General features: G+C 63.3%; 21 protein-coding genes and 2 pseudogenes. 6 read left to right on the top strand and 17 right to left on the bottom strand.

Annotated features, from left to right (window positions below; all coding sequences use genetic code 11):
- Positions 1 to 43: 43 nt before the first annotated feature.
- A pseudogene (locus tag ACG873_RS07070) lies at positions 44 to 1,920 on the bottom strand (ATP-binding cassette domain-containing protein).
- 252 nt (positions 1,921 to 2,172) lie between these two features.
- Here ACG873_RS07070 and ACG873_RS07065 point away from each other — a divergent pair.
- Both ACG873_RS07065 and ACG873_RS07060 read left to right on the top strand, forming a co-directional pair.
- Positions 2,173 to 3,099 (top strand): ABC transporter ATP-binding protein, encoded by a 927-nt coding sequence (locus ACG873_RS07065; protein WP_394891082.1) that lies wholly within the window; start codon positions 2,173 to 2,175, stop codon positions 3,097 to 3,099.
- A complete protein-coding gene (locus ACG873_RS07060) occupies positions 3,096 to 3,857 on the top strand; it encodes an ABC transporter permease (RefSeq protein WP_394891081.1) in 762 nt (253 codons plus the stop codon). The genes ACG873_RS07065 and ACG873_RS07060 overlap by 4 nt, the downstream gene beginning before the upstream one ends.
- A gap of 2 nt (positions 3,858 to 3,859) precedes the next feature.
- On the opposite strand, the gene ACG873_RS07055 is transcribed toward ACG873_RS07060, so the two are convergent.
- A complete protein-coding gene (locus ACG873_RS07055; RefSeq protein ID WP_394891080.1) occupies positions 3,860 to 5,176 on the bottom strand; it encodes an amidase in 1,317 nt (438 codons plus the stop codon).
- Positions 5,169 to 5,681: a DinB family protein gene (locus ACG873_RS07050; RefSeq protein ID WP_394891079.1), complete on the bottom strand. Its 513-nt coding sequence runs from the start codon at positions 5,679 to 5,681 to the stop codon at positions 5,169 to 5,171. The genes ACG873_RS07055 and ACG873_RS07050 overlap by 8 nt, the downstream gene beginning before the upstream one ends.
- Positions 5,682 to 5,751: 70 nt before the next feature.
- Between ACG873_RS07050 and ACG873_RS07045 the strand changes: the two genes are divergently transcribed.
- Positions 5,752 to 6,444 (top strand): glutathione S-transferase family protein, encoded by a 693-nt coding sequence (locus tag ACG873_RS07045; RefSeq protein ID WP_394891078.1) that lies wholly within the window; start codon positions 5,752 to 5,754, stop codon positions 6,442 to 6,444.
- Positions 6,445 to 6,539: 95 nt separating this feature from the next.
- On the top strand, positions 6,540 to 6,962 hold the full coding sequence (gene ndk, locus ACG873_RS07040; RefSeq protein WP_394891077.1) for a nucleoside-diphosphate kinase: 423 nt from the start codon (positions 6,540 to 6,542) through the stop codon (positions 6,960 to 6,962).
- A gap of 68 nt (positions 6,963 to 7,030) precedes the next feature.
- Here ndk and ACG873_RS07035 read toward each other — a convergent pair whose 3' ends face one another.
- From ACG873_RS07035 to ACG873_RS07010, 6 genes and pseudogenes are all read right to left on the bottom strand, one after another.
- Positions 7,031 to 9,277: a putative bifunctional diguanylate cyclase/phosphodiesterase gene (locus tag ACG873_RS07035; RefSeq protein ID WP_394891076.1), complete on the bottom strand. Its 2,247-nt coding sequence runs from the start codon at positions 9,275 to 9,277 to the stop codon at positions 7,031 to 7,033.
- A gap of 201 nt (positions 9,278 to 9,478) precedes the next feature.
- Positions 9,479 to 9,951 (bottom strand): annotated as a pseudogene (locus ACG873_RS07030) (molybdenum cofactor biosynthesis protein MoaE).
- A gap of 4 nt (positions 9,952 to 9,955) precedes the next feature.
- The gene (moaD, locus tag ACG873_RS07025; protein WP_394893386.1) at positions 9,956 to 10,210 is read right to left on the bottom strand and encodes a molybdopterin converting factor subunit 1; all 255 of its coding nucleotides are present in this window, start codon (positions 10,208 to 10,210) and stop codon (positions 9,956 to 9,958) included.
- A gap of 8 nt (positions 10,211 to 10,218) precedes the next feature.
- Positions 10,219 to 10,809: a CDP-diacylglycerol--glycerol-3-phosphate 3-phosphatidyltransferase gene (gene pgsA / locus ACG873_RS07020; RefSeq protein ID WP_394891075.1), complete on the bottom strand. Its 591-nt coding sequence runs from the start codon at positions 10,807 to 10,809 to the stop codon at positions 10,219 to 10,221.
- A 93-nt stretch (positions 10,810 to 10,902) separates the two neighbouring features.
- Complete coding sequence (gene uvrC, locus ACG873_RS07015) at positions 10,903 to 12,993, bottom strand: excinuclease ABC subunit UvrC (RefSeq protein ID WP_394891074.1); 2,091 nt, start codon at positions 12,991 to 12,993, stop codon at positions 10,903 to 10,905.
- The gene (locus tag ACG873_RS07010) at positions 12,990 to 13,754 is read right to left on the bottom strand and encodes an SDR family oxidoreductase (RefSeq protein WP_394891073.1); all 765 of its coding nucleotides are present in this window, start codon (positions 13,752 to 13,754) and stop codon (positions 12,990 to 12,992) included. The genes uvrC and ACG873_RS07010 overlap by 4 nt, the downstream gene beginning before the upstream one ends.
- A 395-nt stretch (positions 13,755 to 14,149) precedes the next feature.
- Between ACG873_RS07010 and ACG873_RS07005 the strand changes: the two genes are divergently transcribed.
- Positions 14,150 to 14,815, top strand: a complete 666-nt coding sequence (locus ACG873_RS07005; RefSeq protein ID WP_394891072.1) for an outer membrane protein — start codon at positions 14,150 to 14,152, stop codon at positions 14,813 to 14,815.
- Positions 14,816 to 14,885: 70 nt separating this feature from the next.
- On the opposite strand, the gene ACG873_RS07000 is transcribed toward ACG873_RS07005, so the two are convergent.
- Together ACG873_RS07000 and ACG873_RS06995 are read right to left on the bottom strand one after the other, a co-directional pair.
- Positions 14,886 to 15,482: a glutathione S-transferase gene (locus tag ACG873_RS07000; protein ID WP_394891071.1), complete on the bottom strand. Its 597-nt coding sequence runs from the start codon at positions 15,480 to 15,482 to the stop codon at positions 14,886 to 14,888.
- An 86-nt stretch (positions 15,483 to 15,568) separates the two neighbouring features.
- A complete protein-coding gene (locus ACG873_RS06995; protein WP_394891070.1) occupies positions 15,569 to 16,291 on the bottom strand; it encodes a winged helix-turn-helix transcriptional regulator in 723 nt (240 codons plus the stop codon).
- Between the two features lie 194 nt (positions 16,292 to 16,485).
- Between ACG873_RS06995 and ACG873_RS06990 the strand changes: the two genes are divergently transcribed.
- Positions 16,486 to 17,658 (top strand): acyl-CoA dehydrogenase family protein, encoded by a 1,173-nt coding sequence (locus tag ACG873_RS06990; protein ID WP_394891069.1) that lies wholly within the window; start codon positions 16,486 to 16,488, stop codon positions 17,656 to 17,658.
- 89 nt (positions 17,659 to 17,747) lie between these two features.
- Here the strand turns inward: ACG873_RS06990 and ACG873_RS06985 are convergent, their stop codons facing one another.
- From ACG873_RS06985 to ACG873_RS06960, 6 genes are all read right to left on the bottom strand, one after another.
- Positions 17,748 to 18,449 carry a ribonuclease T2 family protein gene (locus ACG873_RS06985; protein ID WP_394891068.1) on the bottom strand — a complete coding sequence of 234 codons (702 nt, stop codon included), beginning with the start codon at positions 18,447 to 18,449 and terminating at the stop codon, positions 17,748 to 17,750.
- A 160-nt stretch (positions 18,450 to 18,609) separates the two neighbouring features.
- Positions 18,610 to 19,086, bottom strand: coding sequence for a hypothetical protein (locus tag ACG873_RS06980; RefSeq protein WP_394891067.1), 477 nt, complete (start codon positions 19,084 to 19,086; stop codon positions 18,610 to 18,612).
- 82 nt (positions 19,087 to 19,168) lie between these two features.
- Positions 19,169 to 20,029 carry a 23S rRNA (adenine(2030)-N(6))-methyltransferase RlmJ gene (locus ACG873_RS06975; protein WP_394891066.1) on the bottom strand — a complete coding sequence of 287 codons (861 nt, stop codon included), beginning with the start codon at positions 20,027 to 20,029 and terminating at the stop codon, positions 19,169 to 19,171.
- A gap of 10 nt (positions 20,030 to 20,039) precedes the next feature.
- A complete protein-coding gene (locus tag ACG873_RS06970) occupies positions 20,040 to 20,651 on the bottom strand; it encodes a hypothetical protein (RefSeq protein WP_394891065.1) in 612 nt (203 codons plus the stop codon).
- 52 nt (positions 20,652 to 20,703) lie between these two features.
- The gene (locus tag ACG873_RS06965) at positions 20,704 to 21,153 is read right to left on the bottom strand and encodes a DNA polymerase III subunit chi (RefSeq protein ID WP_394891064.1); all 450 of its coding nucleotides are present in this window, start codon (positions 21,151 to 21,153) and stop codon (positions 20,704 to 20,706) included.
- A gap of 21 nt (positions 21,154 to 21,174) precedes the next feature.
- On the bottom strand, positions 21,175 to 22,674 hold the full coding sequence (locus tag ACG873_RS06960; RefSeq protein ID WP_394891063.1) for a leucyl aminopeptidase: 1,500 nt from the start codon (positions 22,672 to 22,674) through the stop codon (positions 21,175 to 21,177).
- Positions 22,675 to 22,799: the final 125 nt, after the last annotated feature.

Raw genomic sequence — 22,799 nt, 5'->3', positions numbered from 1 at the left:
TTCGATCAGCGTGTAGGGCCAGCGAAGTAACGGCTGTGGTCAGCTACTCCGCCGTGCCTTCCTCGTATTCCGCCGACAGCGCCAGCCATTTTTCCTCGTGGCTGGCAAGCGTCTGGGTCAATTGTGAGCGCTCCTTGGCGAGGCGTGTCGCGGTCGACGGGTCCTTCTCGTAGACCGCCGGATTTGCCAGTTCGTCCTCGATGCCGTCGATGCGCTTGCGGATGCGGTCCATCAGCGCCTCGGTCGCACGGATCTCCTTGGCGACCGGTTCCATGGCATTGCGCCGCTGGGCAGCCTCGCGGCGGCGGTCGGCCTTGGAGGCCTTTTCAGCCTCGCGTCGCTCCTTGCGGTCGCCGGCGACGCCGGTGACCTGCTGGCGATAATCGGAAAGGTCCCCGTCATAAGGGTTCACATGGCCATCCTTGACCAGCCACAGCCGGTCGGCCGTCGCCTCGATCAGATGCCGGTCATGCGAGATCAGGATAACCGCGCCGGGAAAATCATTGAGCGCGTGGATCAACGATCGCGCGAATCGATATCGAGATGGTTGGTTGGTTCGTCGAGGATGAACAAATTCGGTCCCTCGAAGGCGGAAAGCCCCATCAGGAGACGCGCTTTCTCGCCGCCAGACAGATCCTTGGCCGGCGTGTTCATCTTCTCCGTCGCCAGGCCGAACTGCGCGACCCGCCCCCTGACCTTCGATTCCGGCGCCTCCGGCATCAGGCGGCGGACATGCTCGTAGGCGTTCTCCTCCGGCCTCAAATCGTCGAGCTGGTGCTGGGCGAAGATCGCGACTTTCAGCCCCGGCGCAACCGTCATCGTGCCGGTTTCCTGCTTCAGCCGACCGGCCAGAAGCTTGGCGAAGGTCGACTTGCCGTTGCCGTTGGCGCCGAGAAGCGCGATGCGATCGTCGGCGTCGATGCGCAGCGTCATCTTCTTCAGGACCGGGCTGCCCGGCTGGTAGCCGACATTGACATGGTCGAGCGCCACGATCGGCGAGGCCACGGTCTTCACCGGCTCGGGAAAGGAAAACGGCCTGACGCTTTCGTTGACCACTGCCGCGATCGGCTTCATCCGTTCCAGCGCCTTCAGGCGCGACTGCGCCTGCCGCGCCTTGGACGCCTTGGCGCGGAAGCGTTCGACGAACGCCTCCATGTGCTTGCGCTCGGCCATCTGCTTGGCGCGGCTCTTTTCCTGAAGTTCCGCCTGTTCGGCGCGCAGGCGCTCGAACTGGTCGTAGGCGCCGCGCCAGAAGGTCAGCTTCTGCTTGTCGAGATGGACGATCGAATTGACCGCGCGGTTGAGCAGATCGCGGTCATGCGAAATCAGCAGGACCGTGTGCGGATATTTGGCGACATAGGTTTCCAGCCACAGCGTGCCTTCGAGGTCGAGATAGTTGGTCGGCTCATCGAGCAACAGCAGGTCCGGTTCCGAAAACAGCACGGCCGCCAGCGCTACGCGCATGCGCCAGCCGCCGGAAAAGGATGAGGCCGGCCGCTGCTGCGCGTCGGCGTCGAAGCCGAGACCGGCGAGAATGGTCGCCGCGCGCGATTCGGCCGAATGTGCGTCGATGTCGGCCAGCCGCATGTGGATCTCGGCGATACGATGCGGGTCCGTCGCCGTCAGCTCTTCGGCCATCAGCGCGGTGCGCTCGACGTCGGCCTTGAGCACGATGTCGATCAGCGGCTCCTCGGTGCCGGGCGCTTCCTGCGCCACCTGGCCGATGCGCGTGTTCTTCGGCAGGCTAACGGAGCCGGTCTCGGCCGCCATGTCTCCGGTGATCGCCTTGAACAACGTGGTCTTGCCGGTGCCGTTGCGGCCGACGAGCCCGGCCTTCGTTCCCGCCGGCAGCGTCAGCGAGGCATGGTCGAGAAGCAGGCGTCCGGCGATACGGAGCGAAAGATCGTTGATTATAAGCATGGGCGGCGTTTTGGCCGAGACCGCCGCGGAAGGCAAGGCCCCCGATATTGCGCCGCACCTTTAAGCGTCGGCGACCAGTGTCGGGAGATTGCCAAGCCTCGCCTCCTGTTTTGATCTCGTGCCTAGGCTTGTGCATTCACCAGCAGCCCATATATTCGCGCAGACATTCGGCTTCCGAACCACTTCCGCATTTTCTTCGATCGATCCTCCCCGCGACGCGAGCCGCCCCTCCAACCGCCATCGCCATTCCCCATGCAGCCAGTCATCTCCGTCTCGAATCTTTCCAAGACCTACGCGTCCGGATTCCAGGCGCTCAAGAACATCGACCTGGATATCAGGCGCGGCGAGATCTTCGCGCTTCTCGGTCCGAACGGCGCCGGCAAGACCACGCTGATCGGCATTATCTGCGGCATCGTCAATCCGACCGAAGGGACGGTGCTTGCCGACGGCTACGACATTGCTGCCGACTATCGCCAGGCTCGCTCGCAGATCGGCCTCGTGCCGCAGGAACTGACGACGGACGCTTTTGAGACGGTCTGGGCGACCGTCAGCTTCAGCCGCGGCCTGTTCGGCAAGAGGCGCGACCCTGCCCACATCGAGCGCGTGCTGCGCGACCTGTCGCTCTGGGACAAGAAGGACAGCAAGATAATGACGCTCTCCGGCGGAATGAAGCGCCGGGTGATGATCGCCAAGGCGCTGTCGCACGAGCCGCGCATCCTGTTCCTCGACGAACCGACAGCCGGCGTCGACGTCGAATTGCGGCGCGATATGTGGAATGTCGTGCGCTCGCTGCGCGATACCGGCGTCACCATCATCCTTACCACGCACTATATCGAGGAGGCTGAGGAGATGGCCGACCGCATTGGCGTGATCCACCAGGGCGAGCTCATCCTCGTCGAGGACAAGGTCGAGCTGATGCGCAAGCTTGGCAAGAAGCGGCTGACCCTGCAGCTCCAGTATCCGCTTGCCGCCATCCCGGAGAATCTGCGCCCGTACGGAATGGAACTCGCCGAAGACGGCCAGGAACTGGTCTACACCTACGACACCCAGGGCGAGCGGACCGGCATCACGACGCTGCTGCAGGATCTCAGCGCGGCGGGAATACGGTTCAAGGACATCCAGACCAACCAGAGTTCACTCGAGGAGATTTTCGTCAGCCTAGTGAGGAAGCGGCCATGAACTTCCACGCAATTCGCGCAATCTACATCTTCGAGATGGCGCGCACCTGGCGCACCCTCCTGCAAAGCATCGTTTCGCCCGTCATATCGACGTCGCTCTATTTCGTCGTCTTCGGCGCAGCGATCGGCTCGCGCATCCCCGAGATCGACGGCGTCAGCTACGGCGCATTCATCGTGCCGGGGCTGATCATGCTGTCGCTGCTCACCCAAAGCATCTCCAACGCCTCGTTCGGAATCTACTTCCCGAAATTCGTCGGCACGATCTACGAGATTCTTTCCGCCCCCGTGTCGTTCCTGGAGATTACGATCGCCTATGTCGGCGCGGCCGCTACGAAGTCGATCATCCTCGGCACGATCATACTGGCGACCGCGGCGCTTTTCGTGGATCTCACGATTATTCATCCCTTCTGGATGATTCTGTTCCTGGTGCTGACGGCGGTCACCTTCAGCCTGTTCGGCTTCATCATCGGCATCTGGGCCGACGGCTTCGAGAAACTGCAGCTGGTGCCGCTGCTTATCGTCACGCCGCTGACCTTCCTCGGCGGCAGCTTCTACTCCATCAACATGCTGCCGCCCTTCTGGCAGAACGTCACGCTGTTCAACCCGGTGCTCTACCTAGTCAGCGGCTTTCGCTGGAGCTTTTATGGCGCCGCCGACGTCAGCGTTGGCATCAGCCTCGGCATGACGCTCGTATTCCTCGCGCTCTGTCTCGGCGTCGTCGCCTGGATCTTCAAGACGGGCTACCGGCTCAAGACCTGAGCCTACAAAGCGCGGCGAAAAAGCTCCTCGACCGCAGCGGCTACGCTCAGCAGGTGGTGGTCATGGCCGTTGCGAGCGAACAGCATCAGGCCGGCCGGAAGGTTTATTCCCGGCATTGGGAGCGAAATCGCAGTCAGGTCGAACTGGTTCGCAACCTGCGGATTGCGCAGCAGCAGCCCGTCGGTCCGATCATAAAGGTCATTATCCTCCAGCAGCGGCTGAATGGCCGGCGCAACCACCGGCGTGGTCGGCAGGGCCAGCACATCGACCGGCATTAGCCGCTCGTCCATCACGGCGGCAAGCGCGCTACGCCTGCGCAGCAGCCTGATATAGGCGTGGGCCGGCACGGCGGCGCGGCGCGCTATCGGCCCGCCTATGCGCGGATCGACCAGCGACCATGCCTGCGTTGCCATCAGGTCGGCGTGGACCTCCGCCGCCTCCACCGATGCGATCGACGCCGCCCTGGTCGCCTCCCTCATTTCAGCCAGCAGGTCGTCGATGGAATGATCGGCAACCCTTGCGCCGGCAGCCTCCAGCGCCCTAAGGCTGCGTTCGAAACCTTCGCCAACGGCAGCATCCATGTCACCGAATAGCCGCCCGCGCGGTATGCCGATCCGCAAGCCGCTCAGCGGAAACGGCGCGATCTCGGCCGGCTCCTCGCCCGCCATGATTGCATCGGCAAGCGCGCAATCCGCCACCGTCCGCGCCAGCGGCCCGATCGAATCCAGCGTACTGGACAGCGGAAATACGCCAGCGAGCGGCACTCGCCCATGCGTCGGCTTGAAGCCGACCACGCCGTTCAGCGCGGCGGGAATGCGCACCGACCCGCCCGTATCCGAGCCGATGGCGATGTCGCTCGTGTCTTCGGCGACTGATACGCCAGCGCCGGACGACGAGCCGCCCGCAACACGCGTGGGGTCGGCTGCGTTGCCGGGCGTGCCGAAATGCCGGTTGAGACCGATGCCGGAAAACGCGAATTCGGTCATGTTGGTCTTGCCGACAATCACGGCCCCTGCCCGCCTCAGCCGCGCCACGACCGTAGCGTCGCGGACAGCGGGCGGCGCAACGGCGAGTGCGGCGGAACCGGCGGTCGTCGTCTCGCCGCCGACGTCGAACAGATCCTTGATCGAAACGATCCGGCCGTCGAGCGGGCCGAGCGATATCCCCACCCTGCGGCGCGCATCTGCAGCGTCGGCGGCAAGCCTGGTCGCGTCCGGGTAGAGTTTCAGGAAGACCCGTTCGTCGTTCGCGCGCTCGGCGAGCCGTGTCAGAACCTCTTCAATCTTGTCCCTGGCCGAGCGCTTCCCCGACTCACGCATAGGCCCTGCCCTCTTCGGTACGCTGGAATGCGATCAGGTCGAGTTGCAACGAGGACTTGCCGAGCGCGGTCAGGATCGTGTGCGCCTGGCCGCGATGGTGGGTCTGGTGGTTGAAGAAATGGTCGAGCGCCGGCGCAAGCCGCTGCGAAACGGTGCGCATGTCGGTAACGGTCATGTAAGTGAATCGCCCGGAAAGCGCCTTTTCGGTCAGGCTGCCGATCCACTTCACTATCCTTTTGTCCTCCGCCTCGCGCGCCGCCCGCAATCTCGCGAAGTCCTCGTGGATGATCACGTCGAGCGCCGTCGGCGCGTCGCCTTCGCCGGTAAAGCGCTTCATCCAGATGCGGTCGGCGGCGACGAGATGATTGAGCGTCCCCATCATCGACTTGAAGAACGCGCCGGTGTCGCGCCGGAATTCCTCGGCTGAAAGCGCTGCGGCCGCGTCATATACGCGCTGGTTGGCCCATGAATTATAGGCCGCGAACATGGTGAAATGCTGTTTCATGGACTTTACCTTTGACGCGCGGCGCGCTGTATATGCGCGCCATTCCTAAACTGCCGTGAAAGAAGCGCCAATGACCATTCTGCTCTACGATCTCGTCGGCCGCGACGCGTCCCGCCCGTTCAGCCCGCATTGCTGGAAAGCGGCGATGGCGCTCGCCCACAAGGGCCTCGATTTCGAAAGCGTGCCGACGCCGTTCACCGCGGTTCCTGGCGTCGAGGATGGCGTCAGCAAGATCGTTCCGGTCATCCGCGACGGTGACAAGACGGTGTCGGATTCCTTCGCAATCGCGCTTTATCTGGAAGACGCCTATTCGGACCGGCCGACGCTGTTCGGCGGCGAAGGCGGCAAGGCGATGGCCCGCTTCATCGAGCGCTGGTCGCAGCTGACCATCCATTCTTATCTCGGTTCGGCGGCGCTGATGGACATACACGACGTGCTGGCCCCGGAAGATCAAGCCTATTTCCGCAAGAGCCGCGAGGCACGCTACGGCAAGCGGCTGGAAGAGGTTCCGGCCGGGCGCGAGGCAGGGCTCGCTACATTCCGCACCTCGCTGGAACCGCTCAGGTCGATGCTTTCCTACCAGCCGTGGATCGGCGGCACATCGCCGCTGTTCGCCGACTACATCGTCTTCGGCGCCTTCCAGTGGGTCCGCATCACCTCGCCCTTCCCGGTCCTTGCGGAAGACGATCCGGTGGCCGACTGGTTCGGCCGTTGCCTCGACCTGCATGGCGGTATCGGCCGCAAGATTCCGGCTGCGGCATAGGGCACCTGGAACGAAGCGCCTCGGGCTTGGCAATGCGGCGGGCGGTCTGTATAGGTCCGCCACCTTTTTCATCCCATTGCTCAGAAGGATACACCATGGCGATCGAACGCACGTTTTCGATGATCAAGCCCGACGCGACCCGGCGCAATCTCACCGGCGCGATCACCAAGATGCTGGAGGATGCCGGCCTGCGCGTCGTCGCTTCCCGCCGCGTCTGGATGAGCCGCCGCGAGGCCGAAGGCTTCTATGCCGTCCACAAGGATCGCCCCTTCTTCGGCGAGTTGGTAGAATCCATGTCGTCGGGCCCGACGGTGGTCCAAGTCCTCGAAGGCGAGAACGCCATAGCAAAGAACCGCGATGTGATGGGCGCCACCAACCCGGCCAATGCCGCCGAAGGCACGATCCGCAAAGTGCATGCCCTGTCGATCGGCGAGAACTCGGTGCACGGCTCCGATGCGCCCGAAACCGCCGCGCAGGAGATCAAGTACTGGTTCTCGGACACTGAAATCGTCGGCTAACGATTTCGGTCTCCACTTCAGGCCGCGGCGCCTGAACGAAAAAAAGCCGGGGCAACGCTCCGGCTTTTTCATGCCTGCTGCAGCATCGCCGGCAGCGGCGCGGCGACCTGCGGCGGCGCGCCGTGGAACATCTCGGCGAACCGGTCGGCCGGCACGGCCGCGCTGTAGAGAAACCCCTGGAAGAAGTCGCATCCGAATGCCCTCAGGAAAGCCTCCTGCCGGACGTTCTCGACATGCTCGGCCACCGACGTCAGACCGAGCGTGCGTGCCATCGCCAAGATGGTCTTGACCAGCGCGCGGTCGCTTTCGGAGCTTTCGATGTCTGCGACGAAGCCGCCGTCGATCTTCACCTCGTCGAAAGGAAGTTGCTTCAGATAGGCCAGCGACGAATAGCCGGTTCCGAAATCGTCGAGCGACAGGCGCACGCCCAGCTTCTTGGCTTCGTCCATCCTGGCGGCAACGCGCTGGTGGTCCTTGGCCATGACGTGCTCGGTGAGTTCGAAAGTCAGCATCCTGGCGTCGACGCCGTGAGTCTTGATCTTGCCCTTCACCATGCCGATGAAGTCGTTGCTGGAGAACGACTGCACGCTGACGTTGAGCGCCAGCCGCAGATGCGCCATCACCGGATCCCGCTGCCAGCCGGCCAGAGCCTCCAGGCCCTTGGAAAACACAAAGTCGGCAAGTTCGTCGTTGAGGCCGAACTGTTCCGCGAGCGCTACAAACTGGTCGGGAAAAATGCGGCCCAACGAGGGATGATGCCAACGCACCAGCGCTTCGGCGCCGGTCACGCGGCCGGTATCGTCGACCTGGGGCTGAAAATAGAGGTCTAGCTGCTCTTCGGAAAACGCCGTGCGCAGATCGTTCAGCATGCGGTAGCGCTGCGCTTCGCGGTCCATGGTGGCCGGGTCGAACAGGGCCATGCTGTTCCTGCCCGCGGCCTTGGCCTGGTACATGGCGATGTCGGCGCGCTTGAGTATCTCGTCGGCGCGTTTTTCGGCGCCGTCGAACACCACGACGCCGACGCTGGCCGACCCGACATGGCGCAGAGGCCCGAGTTCGAAAGGCCTGTTCAGCGCCGCCAGTATCTGGTTGGTCGTGGTGATGGCCCTCAGCGTGCCATGGGCGGTATCGGATCCGGTTTCCTCCAAAACGACCACGAACTCGTCGCCGCCGATGCGGGCGACCATGTCGCGCGGGTTGATGCAGCGGCGCAGCCGGCCCGCGACCTGGACCAGGAAGCAATCGCCGATGTCGTGGCCCTGCGTGTCGTTCAGCGTCTTGAAATTGTCGAGGTCGATGAACAGCAGAGCGCCGGTATCGCCCCGCCGCTCGCAAGCCGTTATCGCCTGCGTCATGCGGTTCAGGAACATGCGGCGGTTCGGCAGCTTGGTCAACGGATCGAAATAGGCCAGTTCCTCGATCTCCATCTCGTGCCGCTTGCGCACCGAAATGTCGGAAACATAGCCGTGCCAGGTGACGCAATCTCCCGACAGTTCCGGCCGGGCATCCATGCTTACCCATTTTTCCTCGCCGTCGCGGGCCCGTATCCGGACTTCGCAATTCCACGGCTCCAGCTTTGCGGCAGCCTCCTGCTGCGACGCGAGATAGGCTTCGCGGTCGTCGGCGACGACAAGGTTGGTGAACGCCCACGGATCCGCCAGATGTTCCTGCGGCGAAATGCCGGAGATTTGCTCGATTCCGGCGCTGACGTAGAGCATTTCGCTCCGCTCGTCGGGAAAGTTCCTGAACTGGAACAGGCCGCCGTGCAACCGGCTCGTCAGCTTCTGGAACTGCTCCTCGAGTTTCAGGCGCTTGATGGTTTCGGTGATTTCGCGCACCGAGCCTTCGTAGAACAGCTTCCGGCCGGTTTTCCTGTCGCAGACGAGACGGGCGGATTCGGTGATCCAGATGCGCTCGCGCGTCTTGTGGCGGTAGATTTCGGATACAAAATCTTCAATCTTGCCGTCGCGCATCAGCATCGCATGGAACTCAGCGCGGCGGCCCGGCTCGACATACCACGGCTTGTCGCTGTCGAGGACGCCGGCGAGCATCTCCTCTTCGCTCGCATAGCCGTTCAGAAGCACCAGCGCCCGGTTGCCCTTGATGTGGCGGCCATCCGGCAGCGCCCGATAAATGCCTTCCGAAAGATTTTCGACGAGGTCGGCATTGTATTCCTGCTCGCTCAGCGTCTGCAGGTAAAGCCGGCGATAGCGAACGGTCCAGATCGCAACGAGCGCCGACAAAACGATATTTGCGGCGAGCAGCCAGTCCTTGCCAGCCTCTATGTCGAGCAATGAACTGAATACTGGATGCATTCTGCTTCGCGACGCGGTTTACCGGGTGACCGTAATCACGACAACTTTAGAATTCTCTAAACCGGCAAACAGTCGAAACGCATGCTTAACAGCAGGTTGCGGCCTGTTCCGCGAGGCTTTCAGGAACCGGAGCGCAGCGGACATTCGAGCCGGAATGACGGTGAAGCGAAGATCGCGTCAGGAGACTATGGAGCAGACCTGTCAGGAAGATTTCCAGCGCGCGGCGGCCTGGTCGTCCGCTTCCTTGGCGTCGACCCACTCGCCTTCGGAGGCGTCGACGCTATGCTCCTTCTTCCAGAAGGGCGCGCGCGATTTCAGATAGTCCATCAGGAACGATGCCGCCTCGAACGCCGCCTGCCTGTGCGTGGACGCCGCTACCACGAGCACGATGTTTTCGCCGGGCGCTATCTTGCCGAAACGGTGAATGGCGGTGATGCCCGACAGCGGCCACCGCCTCAAAGCTTCTTCGGCTATGCGGCTGATTTCGGCCTCGGCCATGCCCGGATAATGTTCGAGTTCGAGCGCGGCGAGCCGTCCTTCCTCGTCACGGCACAAGCCCGAGAACGTCACCACGGCGCCGACATCGGCGCGCCCCTGGTCAGCCGGCTGATTTCCGTAGCGATATCGAAATCTTCCGCCTGGATGCGCACGACGGGCGGGACATCGGACGGCATCGCCTCAGCCTCCGGTCATCGGCGGGAATAGCGCGATCTCGCGCGCACCGGAAATCCTCTCGCGGTGATCGACATGTTCATGGTTTATCGCGACGCGGATTACGTCCGGATATTGCAGCGCATTTTCATATTCCTCGCCGCGCGCCTTCAGCCAATGCAGGAGGTCGGCCACGGTCTCGACGGCGGCGGGAAGCGAAACTTCCTCCTCCGGCTTGCCGATCCGTTCCCGCACCCAGGCGAAGTAGACGAGTTTGGTCAGAGGCTCTGTCATTCTTCCATGATATGCTTGGCGCCTGCGCGAAAATAGTCATAGCCGGTGTAAAGCGTCACGATCGCCGAAACCCATAGCAGGAAAATGCCGATCTGCGTCCAGTAGGGGACCATCTTGTCGCCCGCCGGGCCAAGCAGCAGGAACGCAATGGCGATCATCTGGATCGCCGTCTTCCATTTTGCGAGCTGCGTCACCGGTACGCTGACTTTCAGTGCGGCGAGATATTCGCGCAGCCCCGACACCAGTATTTCGCGGCACAGTATGATGATCGCGGCCCACAGCGACCAACCGGCTATCGTCCTGTCGGTGTCGGCTGCGAGCAGCAGCAGGCAGGTCGCGACCAGAAGCTTGTCGGCGATCGGATCGAGCATGCGCCCGATATTGGAGGTCTGCTGCCAGGCGCGGGCGAGATAGCCATCGAGATAGTCGGTCACGCTGGCGGCGATGAAAATCACCAGGGCGCTCCAGCGGGCGAATTCGCTTGACTGCAGTCGGCCTTCCAAAAAGAAGCACAGCACCACCATCGGCACGGCGAGAATTCGCGCATAGGTCAGCATGTTTGGAAGATTGAATGCGCGCTTGCCCATGTTTTTCCGCAATTCTCCAGATCCAGAGATACTCAAATCAGATGCCTCCGTGCGGGGTCAATCATCGAAAAGCGATGAGCCAGCGCAATTGTGTCAATTTTCGTGGAAGTGATTGTAGACCAACTTTGCAATCGATTCCGAAATTCCGTCGACCGCCGTCAGATCTTCCACCGCCGCGCGGCTTACCGCCTTGGCTGTTCCGAAATGAAGAAGCAGCGCCCGCTTGCGGCCCGGCCCGATGCCGCTGATCTCGTCGAGCGGATTCTTCACCATTTCTTTCTTGCGCCGCGCGCGATGCGAGCCGATGGCAAAACGATGCGCCTCGTCGCGCAGCCGCTGCACGAAATAGAGCACCGGGTCGCGCACCGGCAGCGAGAAGGACTCGCGTCCCTTGACGAAGAAGCGCTCCCGTCCGGCATCGCGATCCTGGCCCTTGGCGACACCGATTGCCACGACGCGATCGGCTATGCCGAGATTGTCCAGGATCGAGCGGACCGCCGTCATCTGTCCCTGCCCGCCGTCGATCAGGATAACGTCCGGCCAGGCCGGGAAGCCAGAGCCATTGGCGTCGTCAGCCTCGCTTTCGCCGGTATGGCCGTTTTCGCCATGCTCCTTCAAAAGCCGAGAGAAGCGCCGCTCCATCACCTCTCGCATCATGCCGAAATCGTCGCCCGGCGTGATCTCGGTCGAGCGGATGTTGAATTTGCGATACTGATTCTTCACGAAGCCTTCCGGCCCGGCCACGATCATCGCGCCGACAGCGTTGGTGCCCATGATGTGCGAGTTGTCGTAGACCTCGATGCGCGTCGGAGGCTTCTCCAGCCCAAACGTCTCGGCCATGCCGGCAAGCAGCCGGCCTTGCGTCGAGGTTTCGGCGAGCCTACGGCCTAGCGCCTCCCGAGCGTTCTGGACGGCGTGGTCGACGAGATCCTTCTTTTCGCCGCGTTGCGGGACGGTGATCGTCACCTTGTGACCGGCGCGCGTCCCTAGAGCCTGGCACAACAGTTCCTGGTCCTCAACAACCTGCGACAGCAGGATCAGGCGCGGGCAAGGCTTGTCGTCATAGAACTGCGCCAGGAACGAGCCGAGCACCTCCGCCCCCTCCAGCGCGGGATCGGCCTTGGGGAAATAGGCGCGGTTGCCCCAGTTCTGACCGGTGCGGAAGAAGAACACCTGAATGCCCACCTGCCCGCCTTCCTGGTGGATGGCGAACACGTCCGCTTCCTCTATCGATTGCGGATTAATGCCCTGGTGGCTCTGGACATGCGACAGCGCCGCGAGCCTGTCGCGATAGATCGCGGCGCGCTCGAAATCCAGATCCTCCGAGGCCTCCTGCATGGCCGCCGAAATCTCGGTCTTCACCTTCTGGCTACGGCCCGACAGAAAATCCTTCGCCTCCGAAACCAGTTCGGCGTAGTCGGCCGCAGAGATCTCGCCCGTGCATGGACCCGAACAGCGCTTGATCTGGTAGAGCAGGCAAGGCCGCGTGCGGCTCTCGAATACAGAATCGGTGCAGGTGCGCAGAAGGAACGCGCGCTGCAGCGAGTTGATGGTGCGTCCGACGGCGCCGGCCGAGGCGAAGGGACCGAAATAATCTCCCTTGCGAGAGCGCGCACCGCGATGCTTGAAAATGCCGGGGGAAGGATGATCCCCGGTCAGCATGATGTATGGAAACGACTTGTCGTCGCGCAGAAGCACGTTGAAGCGCGGCCGCAAGCGCTTGATAAGATTGGCTTCGAGCAGCAGCGCCTCGATCTCGGTGCGGGTCACGACGAATTCCATCGTCGCGGTCTCGCGCACCATCCGGCCTATGCGGTTGGTGTGGAACCGGCCCTGCGCATAATTGGTCACGCGCTTCTTCAGGCTGCGCGCCTTGCCGACATAGAGAACGTCGCCGGCGGCGTTCATCATGCGGTAGACGCCGGGCGCGTTGGGCAGGCGCTTGACCAGCGTCTGGATGACCTCGGCGCCGACCATTCCGTCGGCGTCGCCGGCATGCGCGCTCCAGTCTATGGCGGTGAACGGCACGTCCGGTCCGGCTATAGGCGTCGCCTCGGCCGCGGGCTCGTTCTCCTCCTCCTCCTCCTCGACCTCATGGCCCGGCATATAGCCGGCTATGTCGCCGCCTGCCTTGTCGCCGCGCGGTATGGGCGGCCTCTTCATCGTATCGTCCTTGATCGTCATTCCGCCATGCCTGTCACATCCGGCGTCTGCCATGCAAGATGCTGGCCGCCATCTATGGCGATCATCTGTCCGGTCACGGAGCGCGCCTCCCAGAGGTAGCGGATCGTGGCGCCGAACTCCGAAAGCTGCGGTCCGCGGCCGAGAAGCAGTCCTTCGATCTGGGCCTCGAGGTCGTCCGGGCCCTGTCGCGTGCTGGCGAGCGTCGGCCCCGGCCCGATCGCATTGACCCGGATGCGCGGCGCCAGCGCCTGCGCCATGGTCCTCGTCGCGGCCCACAGTGCCGACTTCGACAGCGCATAGGAGAAATAATGCGGCGTCGGCTTCCAGACGCGCTGGTCGATGATGCTCACGATCAGACCTTCCTCGCCGGTGGGAAGCGCCTCGGCGAACCTCCTGGCCAGCAAGGCCGGCGCCTTCACATGCACGGCGAAATGCCTATCCCAGACCGCCCAGTCGAAATCGGTCACCTGGTCGTCCTCGAAAACCGAAGCATTGTTGACGAGCAGCGTCACAGGGCCGACAGCGCGCTCGGCTGCGGCAAGCAAGCCGCCCGCCGCCGTCATGTCGGTCAGGTCCGCTTCGACCGCTTCGGCCCGCCCGCCCCTTTCGCGCAGCATGCGCGCCAGCGCGTCGGCTTCCGCTCTCGAGCGGTTGCAGTGGATGGCGACGGCGAAGCCATGCGCGGCGAGATCCTCCACGATCGCTCGGCCGATACGCCTCGCGCCTCCGGTAACCAAAGCTGTCTTGCGGGCTTGCGCCATGTCAGATTCCCGATACGATGCCCGGCGGCGGTTTCGTTAATTTGCGGTTCGTTCATTTGGCGGCAATGTGGCGACGGACCTTGTACGCCGCTGCCGTGAGCCGCAAGGCAAGAGCTGCAAACAGCAATATAGGGACCGCGACGCCTTGCACCAAGCGGGTTCGCGGGCTGTGCTGGCAAAGCTCCTGACAGGATTTGTTGCGAAAGTGCAACGTCTAGCTTCTGCCTCATTCGCGCCGGGGAATGACCCGATTTCCGGTAAGCTCCAGCCGCATTTGGCTCAGAAATTCGGAACTGTGAGGCGCCGAGCCCGTTTGTCCTCCCGGCGGGCAGGGGCGCTCTATCGAACGAAATACCACAGCCTGTTTCGAGTGAGCTGTGGCAAGGAGTAAAAGAATGACGAACAAACTTAAATTGGCATGGCCTGCGGCCACTGCTCTGGGGCTCATCGCCTTCATCGGCGTGAATGGAGCAAACGCCGCCGACGTCATCATGGAAGAGCCGCCGGCGCCTGCGCCGGTCGAGGAACTGCCAGTGGCGTCCTGGGCCGGCCCCTATGCCGGTCTCAGCGCCGGCTACGCCTTCGGCGGCGAGTCCGAGGACGAAAGCTTTGACAATTCCATTGACACCGACGGTTTCGTTGGCGGCGCCTTTGCCGGCTACAACTGGGAAACCGGCGGCATCGTCGCTGGCGTGGAAGCTGACATCGGCTACAGCGGCGTCGAGGGCGAAAATGCCGGCACCGAAGTCGAATCCGGTGTCGAAGGCTCCCTGCGCGCCCGCCTCGGCTATGTCGTGACCCCGGACGTGTTGCTCTACACTACCGCTGGTGGCGCTGCGAAGCAGATGGAAGTCTCGCAAGGCGGCGTCTCGGATGACAACACCATGGTCGGCTGGACGGCTGGCGTCGGCACTGACGTCAAGATCACGCAGCAGGTGTTCGGCCGTGTCGAATATCGCTACACCGACTACGGCAGTGAAGAGTTCACAACGGCCGGCGGTTCGGGTGATGTCGATGCCAAGGATCACCGCATCACCTTCGGCGTCGGCATGAAGTTCTGATCAGCATATAGCGATCAAAAGAGAGCCGGGCGTTTCGACGCCCGGCTTTTTTGCGTCCCGTCAGGTGAAATCACGCCGGAACGTACTGCTTCAGTTCCGGAAACTTCTCGTCGAAGCGCGCCGCCCAGCGCTTCAGCCTGGATCGGCCCTTTTCCCACTGCCCGGGAAAGCGCAGGTCGATATAGCCGAGGCAGGCGCGCAGAGCGATGTGGCCGGCGGTGATTTTCTTGGGCAGTTTTGGCGGATTGGCGTTCAAGAGGTCGAACGCGCGCATCGCTTTCGACCATTGCAAATCCAGCCACGGCTGATGCACTTTCTCCGCCGGACGCATGCGCCGCTCGTAGACGTGGGCGAGCAGACTGTCGCAGACGCCGTCGGCCAGCGCCTCCAGCATTTCGGCATCCAGCCGCTTCGCAGGATTACGCGGAAACAGCGTATTGCCCGATAGGCGGTTCAGGTACTGCGTGATGGTTCGGCTGTCATAGATTCCCCGGCCGTCGTCGGTCACCAGCGTCGGGATCTTGCCGAGCGGGTTGGGGCCCGTCAGTTCGGCCGGCTGCGAATTCGTGTCGACCACCACCGCTTCCAGCGGAATACCGGCATAGGCGGCGGCCATGCGCACCTTGGCGCTATAGGGAGATGTCGGCGAATAGAGGATTTTCGGCATGCTTTGCTGGCTCCTGGCTCAGGCGCAAGCTATTGCTGCGGAGAGCCGTCGGCAACGGCGAACAGCGTTCAGCTCGTCGGGATTTGCTAGGCCAGCTCTGAAAACTTGCTTGCCGGATCAGGAACGCGTCGGCTCTCGACGGCGAAGGGACTGAGGCCGAGCCATCGCTGCATCGAATTCGCGATCAACGGATCGCCGTTCAGTTCGAGGCGTCCGGCTTCGATCTCCGTGCGAACCACGGTCAGACCCATCCATATGGCGGTCATGACCTTCAGCGAACACCTGACAAGGAGATTCAGTTCGTAGCCCGGGTCGAAGCCGCAAAGATCGACGTTCCCGTCCTCGACCACCAGCCACCAGTTCTGCCGCGCGGGAGGCAATTCGGGGTACTGAAATTGAATCGTGCACCGCGCGGGCGGCAAGGGATCAGGATTGAGCTTGCGCCGCATGTCCCACATCAGCAGGGACGGGTCGAGATTCTTTAGCGACAGGGTCGATTCCACCCAGCGCTGGCCCCAGAATCCCATCGCCATAACGATCGGGCCGAGCTCTTCGCCGGCCGGCGTCAGACGGTATTCGACAGATGCCCCGGCGCTGCGCATGGTCGCTATGACGCCGGCTTTCTCGAGTTCTTTCAATCGTTTGGACAGCAGGGACGGCGACATGCGGGGAACGCCGCGCCTCAAATCGTTGAAACGCGTTGTGCCGCAAAGCAATTCGCGAACGATCAGCGTCGTCCATCGCGTGCACAGTATTTCCGCGGCCATTGCTACCGGACAGAACTGTCCATATCCGCCGCGTTCTTCCATGCCCACTCCCTTTGAAAGCAATTTCCCTGTCGAGGATACGCCTCCGCGGCGTTCCTGCCAAGTTGACTTGCAGTATCGCGCACACCCCATGCCGTGATGTCCGTATGGTGATACAGTTCCTGAACTGGACCGGACGTTATCCCGGCGCAATTCTTCCGCGGTGTCTGAAAATACAACCACGGAGGAACAAAACCATGAGCACCACAGGACTTGCAGTCGCCATGAAAACTGACCAGGCGGACCCGCCCCCCACCGACTTCGTTGCAATCGCCCGCTCGCTCGGCCCGCAACTGGCCGCGCGCGCCGCCGATGCGGACGAGAATGACCGCTTTGTCGCGGAAAACTACAAATCTCTCAAACAAGCCGGCCTCGTCGAAGCGGCGGTGCCGCGCGAACTCGGCGGCGGCGGCGCGGAAGTCTCCGAACTCGCAGCGATGCTGCGCGAACTGGCGCGCCACTGCGGCTCGACCGCCCTCGCCTTCTCCATGCACACGCACCAGGTCGCCATTCCTGCTTGGCGGTGGCGTCACCAAAAGGTGGCCGCCGTTGAGCCGCTGCTGAAAAGGGTCGCCGGCGAACACCTCGTTCTCCTTTCGAGTGGCGGTTCCGACTGGATCGCCGGCTCTGGGCAGGCCGTCAAGGTCGAGGGCGGCTACCGGATTTCGGCGCGCAAGGTATTCACCTCCGGCGCTGAAGCAGGCGACCTTCTGATGACTGGCGCAGTCGTGCGGACTGAGGGCGAGCCGGACATGGTCATCCACTTCCCGGTCTCGATGAAGGCGCCGGAAGTGAAGATTGTCGAGACCTGGCGCACGCTCGGCATGCGCGGAACCGGCTCGAACGACGTTGTGATCGACGGCCTCTTCGTTCCCGATGCAAGCGTCGCCGTTACAAGGCGCAGCGGAGAATGGCATCCGCTGTTCCAGATCATCGCGACCATCGCCTTCCCGCTGGTCTATTCGGTCTACCTCGGCGTTGCCGAAAGCGCCCGCGACATCGCGATCGAGCTCGCAAACAAGAGGCCGCCTACCCATCACGCCATGGAGCTTGCCGGGCGGATGGATACCGCCTTGCGAGCGGCGCAGCTCGCGCAGCGGCACATGATCGAAACCGTCGAGCGCAACGCCCCCTCCGCGGACACGATCAACGAGGTGATGATCGGCCGCACCCTGATCGCCCAGAACGCGATTGCGGCCGTCGAACTGGCGATGGAACTCGCCGGAGGCGCGGGTTTTTACCGCAGCCAAGGCCTCGAGCGGCGCTTTCGCGACATACAGGGCGCGCGCTATCACCCGCTCCAGCAAGGTCCGCAGGCGCAATATGCCGGCGCGACGGCCCTCGGTCTGCCGACCGCGAATATTTTCTGAGGACGCGGTAGGCGATGGACCGGTTCCTGCAACGCTGGCGTCCCCCTCTCTCCGTGCTTCACGGGGAGAGGGTGAGGGTTAGGTCCGCCCTAGCTGCCGCGCACCGGCGGCATCACCACGCTGTCGCGCCGGCAGGCGCGGCGGTCGACCTCCGGACAGGCGCGGAACGCCAGATCCTTGGATAGGCAGATGCGTACCTCGCGCAGGAAGTGACGGTCGCAGGTGACGGCGATGCCCTCGCCTGCCAGTCCGGGATTGGCTTCGAGGAAAACGCGTTCGGCATCGTCGGGATGGAGCGTTTTATAGGCTTCGAGCCGGTGGAATTCAGCGGGGATGGCGACCTTCTCGCGGGCGGCACGCAGCACGTCAAAATAATCGTCCTGCGCGAGCCCCGCGCAACTGCCGTGCTTGCGCCACTGGTGCCGGATCAGGCCGGCCGACGGCATGATGTCGTAGAGGGTGCGGAGCGTCGCATCGTCGACGCTCTCCTCGTCGGTGCGGCAATTTTCGGGATAGCCGCGCTCGAATTGCGGCCATAGCCCATGCACCACGAAGGCGTAGGGCCGCGCCGACACGCATTGCTGCCGGTTGGCGTCTTCCCCTTCGGCCTCGCAGTAACTCGGCGACCAGGACAGCGAGAGCACGTAGAAATCAAAGCCGGTACCGACCGGCACGTCGCCCCGCGCCAGGGTGGCAGGTGGGTCGATAGTCTCGCCGACGCCTTGGCCTGCAGGCTTCCAGAACATGGCCGCGACCGCGATCAGCGCCAGGATTGCTCCCGCGGCAAACAATCGGCTTCGGCCCGCTGCCATGTATCGGCTTAAGGTGTGTTGCGATTCAGGTCAGGACGAGCCGGATCGAAGAGGGCGCGCAGCGACCAGAATGGGGGATTTCGAGAACCGGAGCGGAGCGTACATTCGGGCACCCGAGCACCGGAAGCGCAGCAAGCCGTCATTTGTAGGCTGTGCCCGCCCACATCCCATCCGCACCCGGGCGCAGGACGCGGCAGCGCCCGTTGTAGACGTACCAGCGGTCGAAACCGTCGACGCAGAATTCGACATTGTCACCGATGCCGGCAAATCCCATGCCGCCCTCGATCAGGTACCAGATGTTGCGCGTATAACCGTCGGAAAGCACGACGTCGGCCTCGCAATATTGCCGCGCGATGGGTTTGCGCTCGGCTCTCGGCTCGAAAAGGGTAGCGCGGATACGCTGGAAATTGGTGATCGCGACATTGGGCAGGTGCGGAACGTGCCGCACTTGGTAACGGAAACGGTCGGTGATCTTGGCCAGAAAGCGCCTGTCGGCGCAGACGCCCGAATCCTGCTGCTGGTAGATCCTCATGTCGGCCGCAGGCGCCACTGCCGGAGTCATGAAGGAGCCAAGGCCCAGCGCTGCAGCCATGGCGAAACGGGCGATACGGGTCATGGATGTCCTCGTGAATAGGCGCGCGGCGCGAAGCACTATGGCCGGCAGTTTGCGCAAAGGCCGCGCGGCGGTCAAGCCGCCGTCAAGCGGCGGTTTCTTCCCCCGTCAGCCATTCGATCTGCCATCCGGCTCCCCTGCTCTCGGCGAGCACCCCATGCAGTGCCGGCAGCACGATGCCGAGTTCTTTCTCCAGCGTGAAGGGAGGATTGACTACGATCATCCCCGTCCCGTCGAGGCGCGGCTCGTCCGAAGCCGGCCTGACGTCGAAGCGTAGGTCCATGATCTTCGGAATGCCGGAGCCGGCCAGCGCCTCATGGAAGGACCTCACCGCCCGGCGGTCCTTGACCGGATACCACAGCGCATAGATGCCGCCCGGCCAGCGCCGGTGCGCCTTGAGCAGGCCGTCGACCAGGCGGTCGAACTCGCCTTCCCGCTCGAAGGGCGGATCGACCAGCACCAGGCCGCGCTTTTCCTTCGGCGGCAGATGCGCTCCGAGCGCCAGCCATCCGTCGAGTTCGATGATCCGGACCTGGTAGTCGTCCGCGAACAGCTTCTTCAGAACCGCGGAATCTTGCGGATGTAGTTCGATCGCCGACAGGCGGTCCTGCTTGCGCAGAAGATTGCGCACGATCAGCGGCGAGCCCGGATAGCGCGAAAGCCCGCCGTCTGGATTGGCAGCCTTCACCGCATCTACATACGGCGTGAGCAGCGCTGCCGCCTCGGGCTCGAGCTTCGCCTCGATAAGGCGCGCGATGCCGCTTCGCCACTCGCCGGTCTTCTGTGCCTCCTCCGCCGAAAGATCGTAAAGACCGACCCCCGCATGGGTATCGATGACGCGGAAGGCCTTGTCCTTCTGCTTCAGATATTCGACCAGCCGCGCCAGCACCGCGTGCTTGACGACGTCGGCGAAATTGCCGGCATGATAGGCATGGCGATAGTTCATCGGACCGGGCTCAGCGCGGTGCGCCGCCCCTGCCCCAGCGCGGGCCAGGCGGCTGCGAGTTCGGGTTGCGCTCGGGCCGGCCACGGCGCAGCGCCAGAACGAAGCCGAAGAAGCCTATCGCCATCAGAGCGAAGCCAAGCGGCTGAAGGCGCTCGTCAAAGGGCGCGGCTTCGGTGCGCAGAACCAGATCGACGAAGCGGACAGACACGCCCTCCGCGTCGCCGGGGCCGGCCGTGAAGACATAGGCGCCGGGTTCAAGCATATCGAGCACGCCAGCGGTATCGCGAAACACTTTCTCCTGGGTTTGCGGATTGGTTTCGCGCGGCTCTGCATCCTCGAAGTCCAGGGCCTCGGCCAAAACGGTCCGCCCGCCGGTCGTTGCGGTTAGAGTCAGGACCGCTTGGTCATCCGCCGGATCGAGCACGCCGGTGGTCGTCATTTCGACAATGACCCTCAGCGGAGCATCGCTCTCCGTTAGCCGAGCATGCGCCGGCAACGGGCCGGAAACAGCGTCATAGATTCTCCAGGCGCCAACATTGCGTTCGAGAAAGTTTGCCGACACCCATGGATAGCTCGCGAATCCCAAGCCGGCGACGAGCATGACGAAGAACAGCACGCGCATCAGCGATACCTCTCGCCAGCAACGCGCCAAACCTTTGCGATGCAGCGGCCGCTCACGCCTTGCGTTCCCAGCGACGCTCCGGCGTCTGCTGCCAGTAGGTGACGGCGTGCCCACCGGCCTTCATCGCCTTCCAGTGTTCCCGCGCCTTTTCGAGCTGCTCGGCATCGTGGCCGTCGAACATAAACACCGCCCGCTCATAGGCGGCAACGTCGGGTGGAGCCGCGCCGTCGACGATGAAGCGGATCTCGGCGTCGTTGCCGTTATTGGCCTCAGTCGTCAGCAGCACCGGCTGTTCGGCCACATGCGGCTCGCGGTCGGTCCCGTGCGCCAGGAAAGAATCGTCCCGAAACGTCCACAGATGCGCATCGAGCGCATCGCGCCGCTCCTCGGTCCCGGTCTGGACGACCGCCCGCCAGCCGCGCTGGACACTCTTTTCCAGGAGCCCGGGAAGAGCGTCCTCGAGTGTAGATTCCGTCAGGTGGTAGAACAGCACTTCGGTCATCACGCTTCCGACATGAAGGCATTAGCCCTCATAATTATCTCGGACCAGTTGATCCAGCAGCCGCACGCCGAAACCCGAGGCCCAGGACTGGTTGATGTCGCTGGAAGGCGAGCCCATCGCCATCCCGGCGATGTCGAGATGCGCCCACGGGGTATCTTTGACGAAACGCTGCAGGAACTGGGCCGCGGTGATGGCGCCGGCATAGCGCCCGCCGATGTTCTTCATGTCGGCGTTCTTGGTGTCGATCAGCTTGTCGTATTCGCTGCCCAGCGGCATGCGCCACAGCTTCTCCTGCGTAGCGAGACCCGCGGCGGTCAGCCTTCCGGCCAGCTCGTCATTATTCGAGAAAAGGCCGGCGTGGCTCTGCCCCAGCGCCACCATGATGGCGCCGGTCAGCGTCGCCAGGTTGACCATGAATTTGGGCTTGAAGCGGTCGTTGCAATACCAGAGTACGTCAGCCAGCACGAGCCGTCCTTCCGCGTCGGTGTTCAGGACCTCGATGGTCTGCCCCGACATCGAGGTGACGATGTCGCCCGGACGCTGGGCGTTGCCGTCCAGCATGTTTTCCACACAGCCGAGAATGCCGACGGCGTTCACCTTGGCCTTGCGCGCCGCCAGCGCATGCATCAGGCCGGTCACGGCGGCAGCACCCCCCATGTCGCCTTTCATGTCTTCCATGCCGGCGGCCGGCTTGATCGAGACGCCGCCCGAATCGAACACCACGCCCTTGCCGATGAACGCGACCGGCTTGTCCTTGGCCTTGCCGCCGTTCCAGCTCATGATCACCAGCCGCGGCGGCCGTATGGAGCCTTGCCCCACACCAAGCAGGGCGCCCATGCCGAGCTTCTTCATCTCCTTCTCGGTCAGGATTTCGACCGTGACGCCCAGCGCCTCGAGCTCCTTGGCGCGTGCGGCGAATTCAACCGGTCCCAGCACGTTTGCCGGCTCGTTGACGAGATCGCGCGCCAGCGTCACGCCGTCGACAACGGCTTGCACCTCGGCGAAGGCCTTCCTGGCTGCTGCCGGATTGGCGCAATGGATGGTGATCTTCGCAGGCTTGGCTGTTTTGGGCTGTTCGCCTTCCGAATTGTCCTTGCGGGTCTTGTACTTGTCGAAGGAATAGGCCCTGAGCAGCACGCCGGCGGCGAGATTCGCCGTCGCGGCGGCATCGACCTCGGCGCCTGCCAGATCGGCTATGACCGCTACTTCGCCGTCCTTGCGCAATTGCGTGGCGACAGCGCCGCCGATCCTCAGCCAGGCATGGCCGTCGATGCCGTCGGTCTTGCCGGCGCCGAGCGCCACCAGCCGGTTGAACGGCACGCCCTGAGGCGCCAGAACCTCGACCGTGCTGGCGAGCTTGCCCGTGAACTCGGCCGCCGGAAAGGCGCGCGCGAATGTCCCTCCCGGGTCGCAGGCCTTCGCCGCGTCGCTCAGTTCGCCTCCCTCGGTCGCAAGAACGATGACGCTGCCGTTTTTCGGCACGCCGGGTTTCGCAAAGCTGATCGATGGTCTGGACGTCATGGATTTCCTGCTTTCGGGGACAAGTCGCAAATCGGAGTGTGCGACATTTGGGCGTTTTGAGGCATTTGGCAAGGCGAAAGCCATCGCGCCAGCTTTTTGCTCCAATTGGCCGGCAAGGTCGCGCC

The sequence above is a fragment of the Allomesorhizobium aridi genome (assembly GCF_043769475.1).
Classification (GTDB): domain Bacteria; phylum Pseudomonadota; class Alphaproteobacteria; order Rhizobiales; family Rhizobiaceae; genus Allomesorhizobium.
The sequence above is the reverse complement of the archived record's forward strand: the minus strand, read 5'-3'. Positions and strand labels throughout refer to the sequence as shown.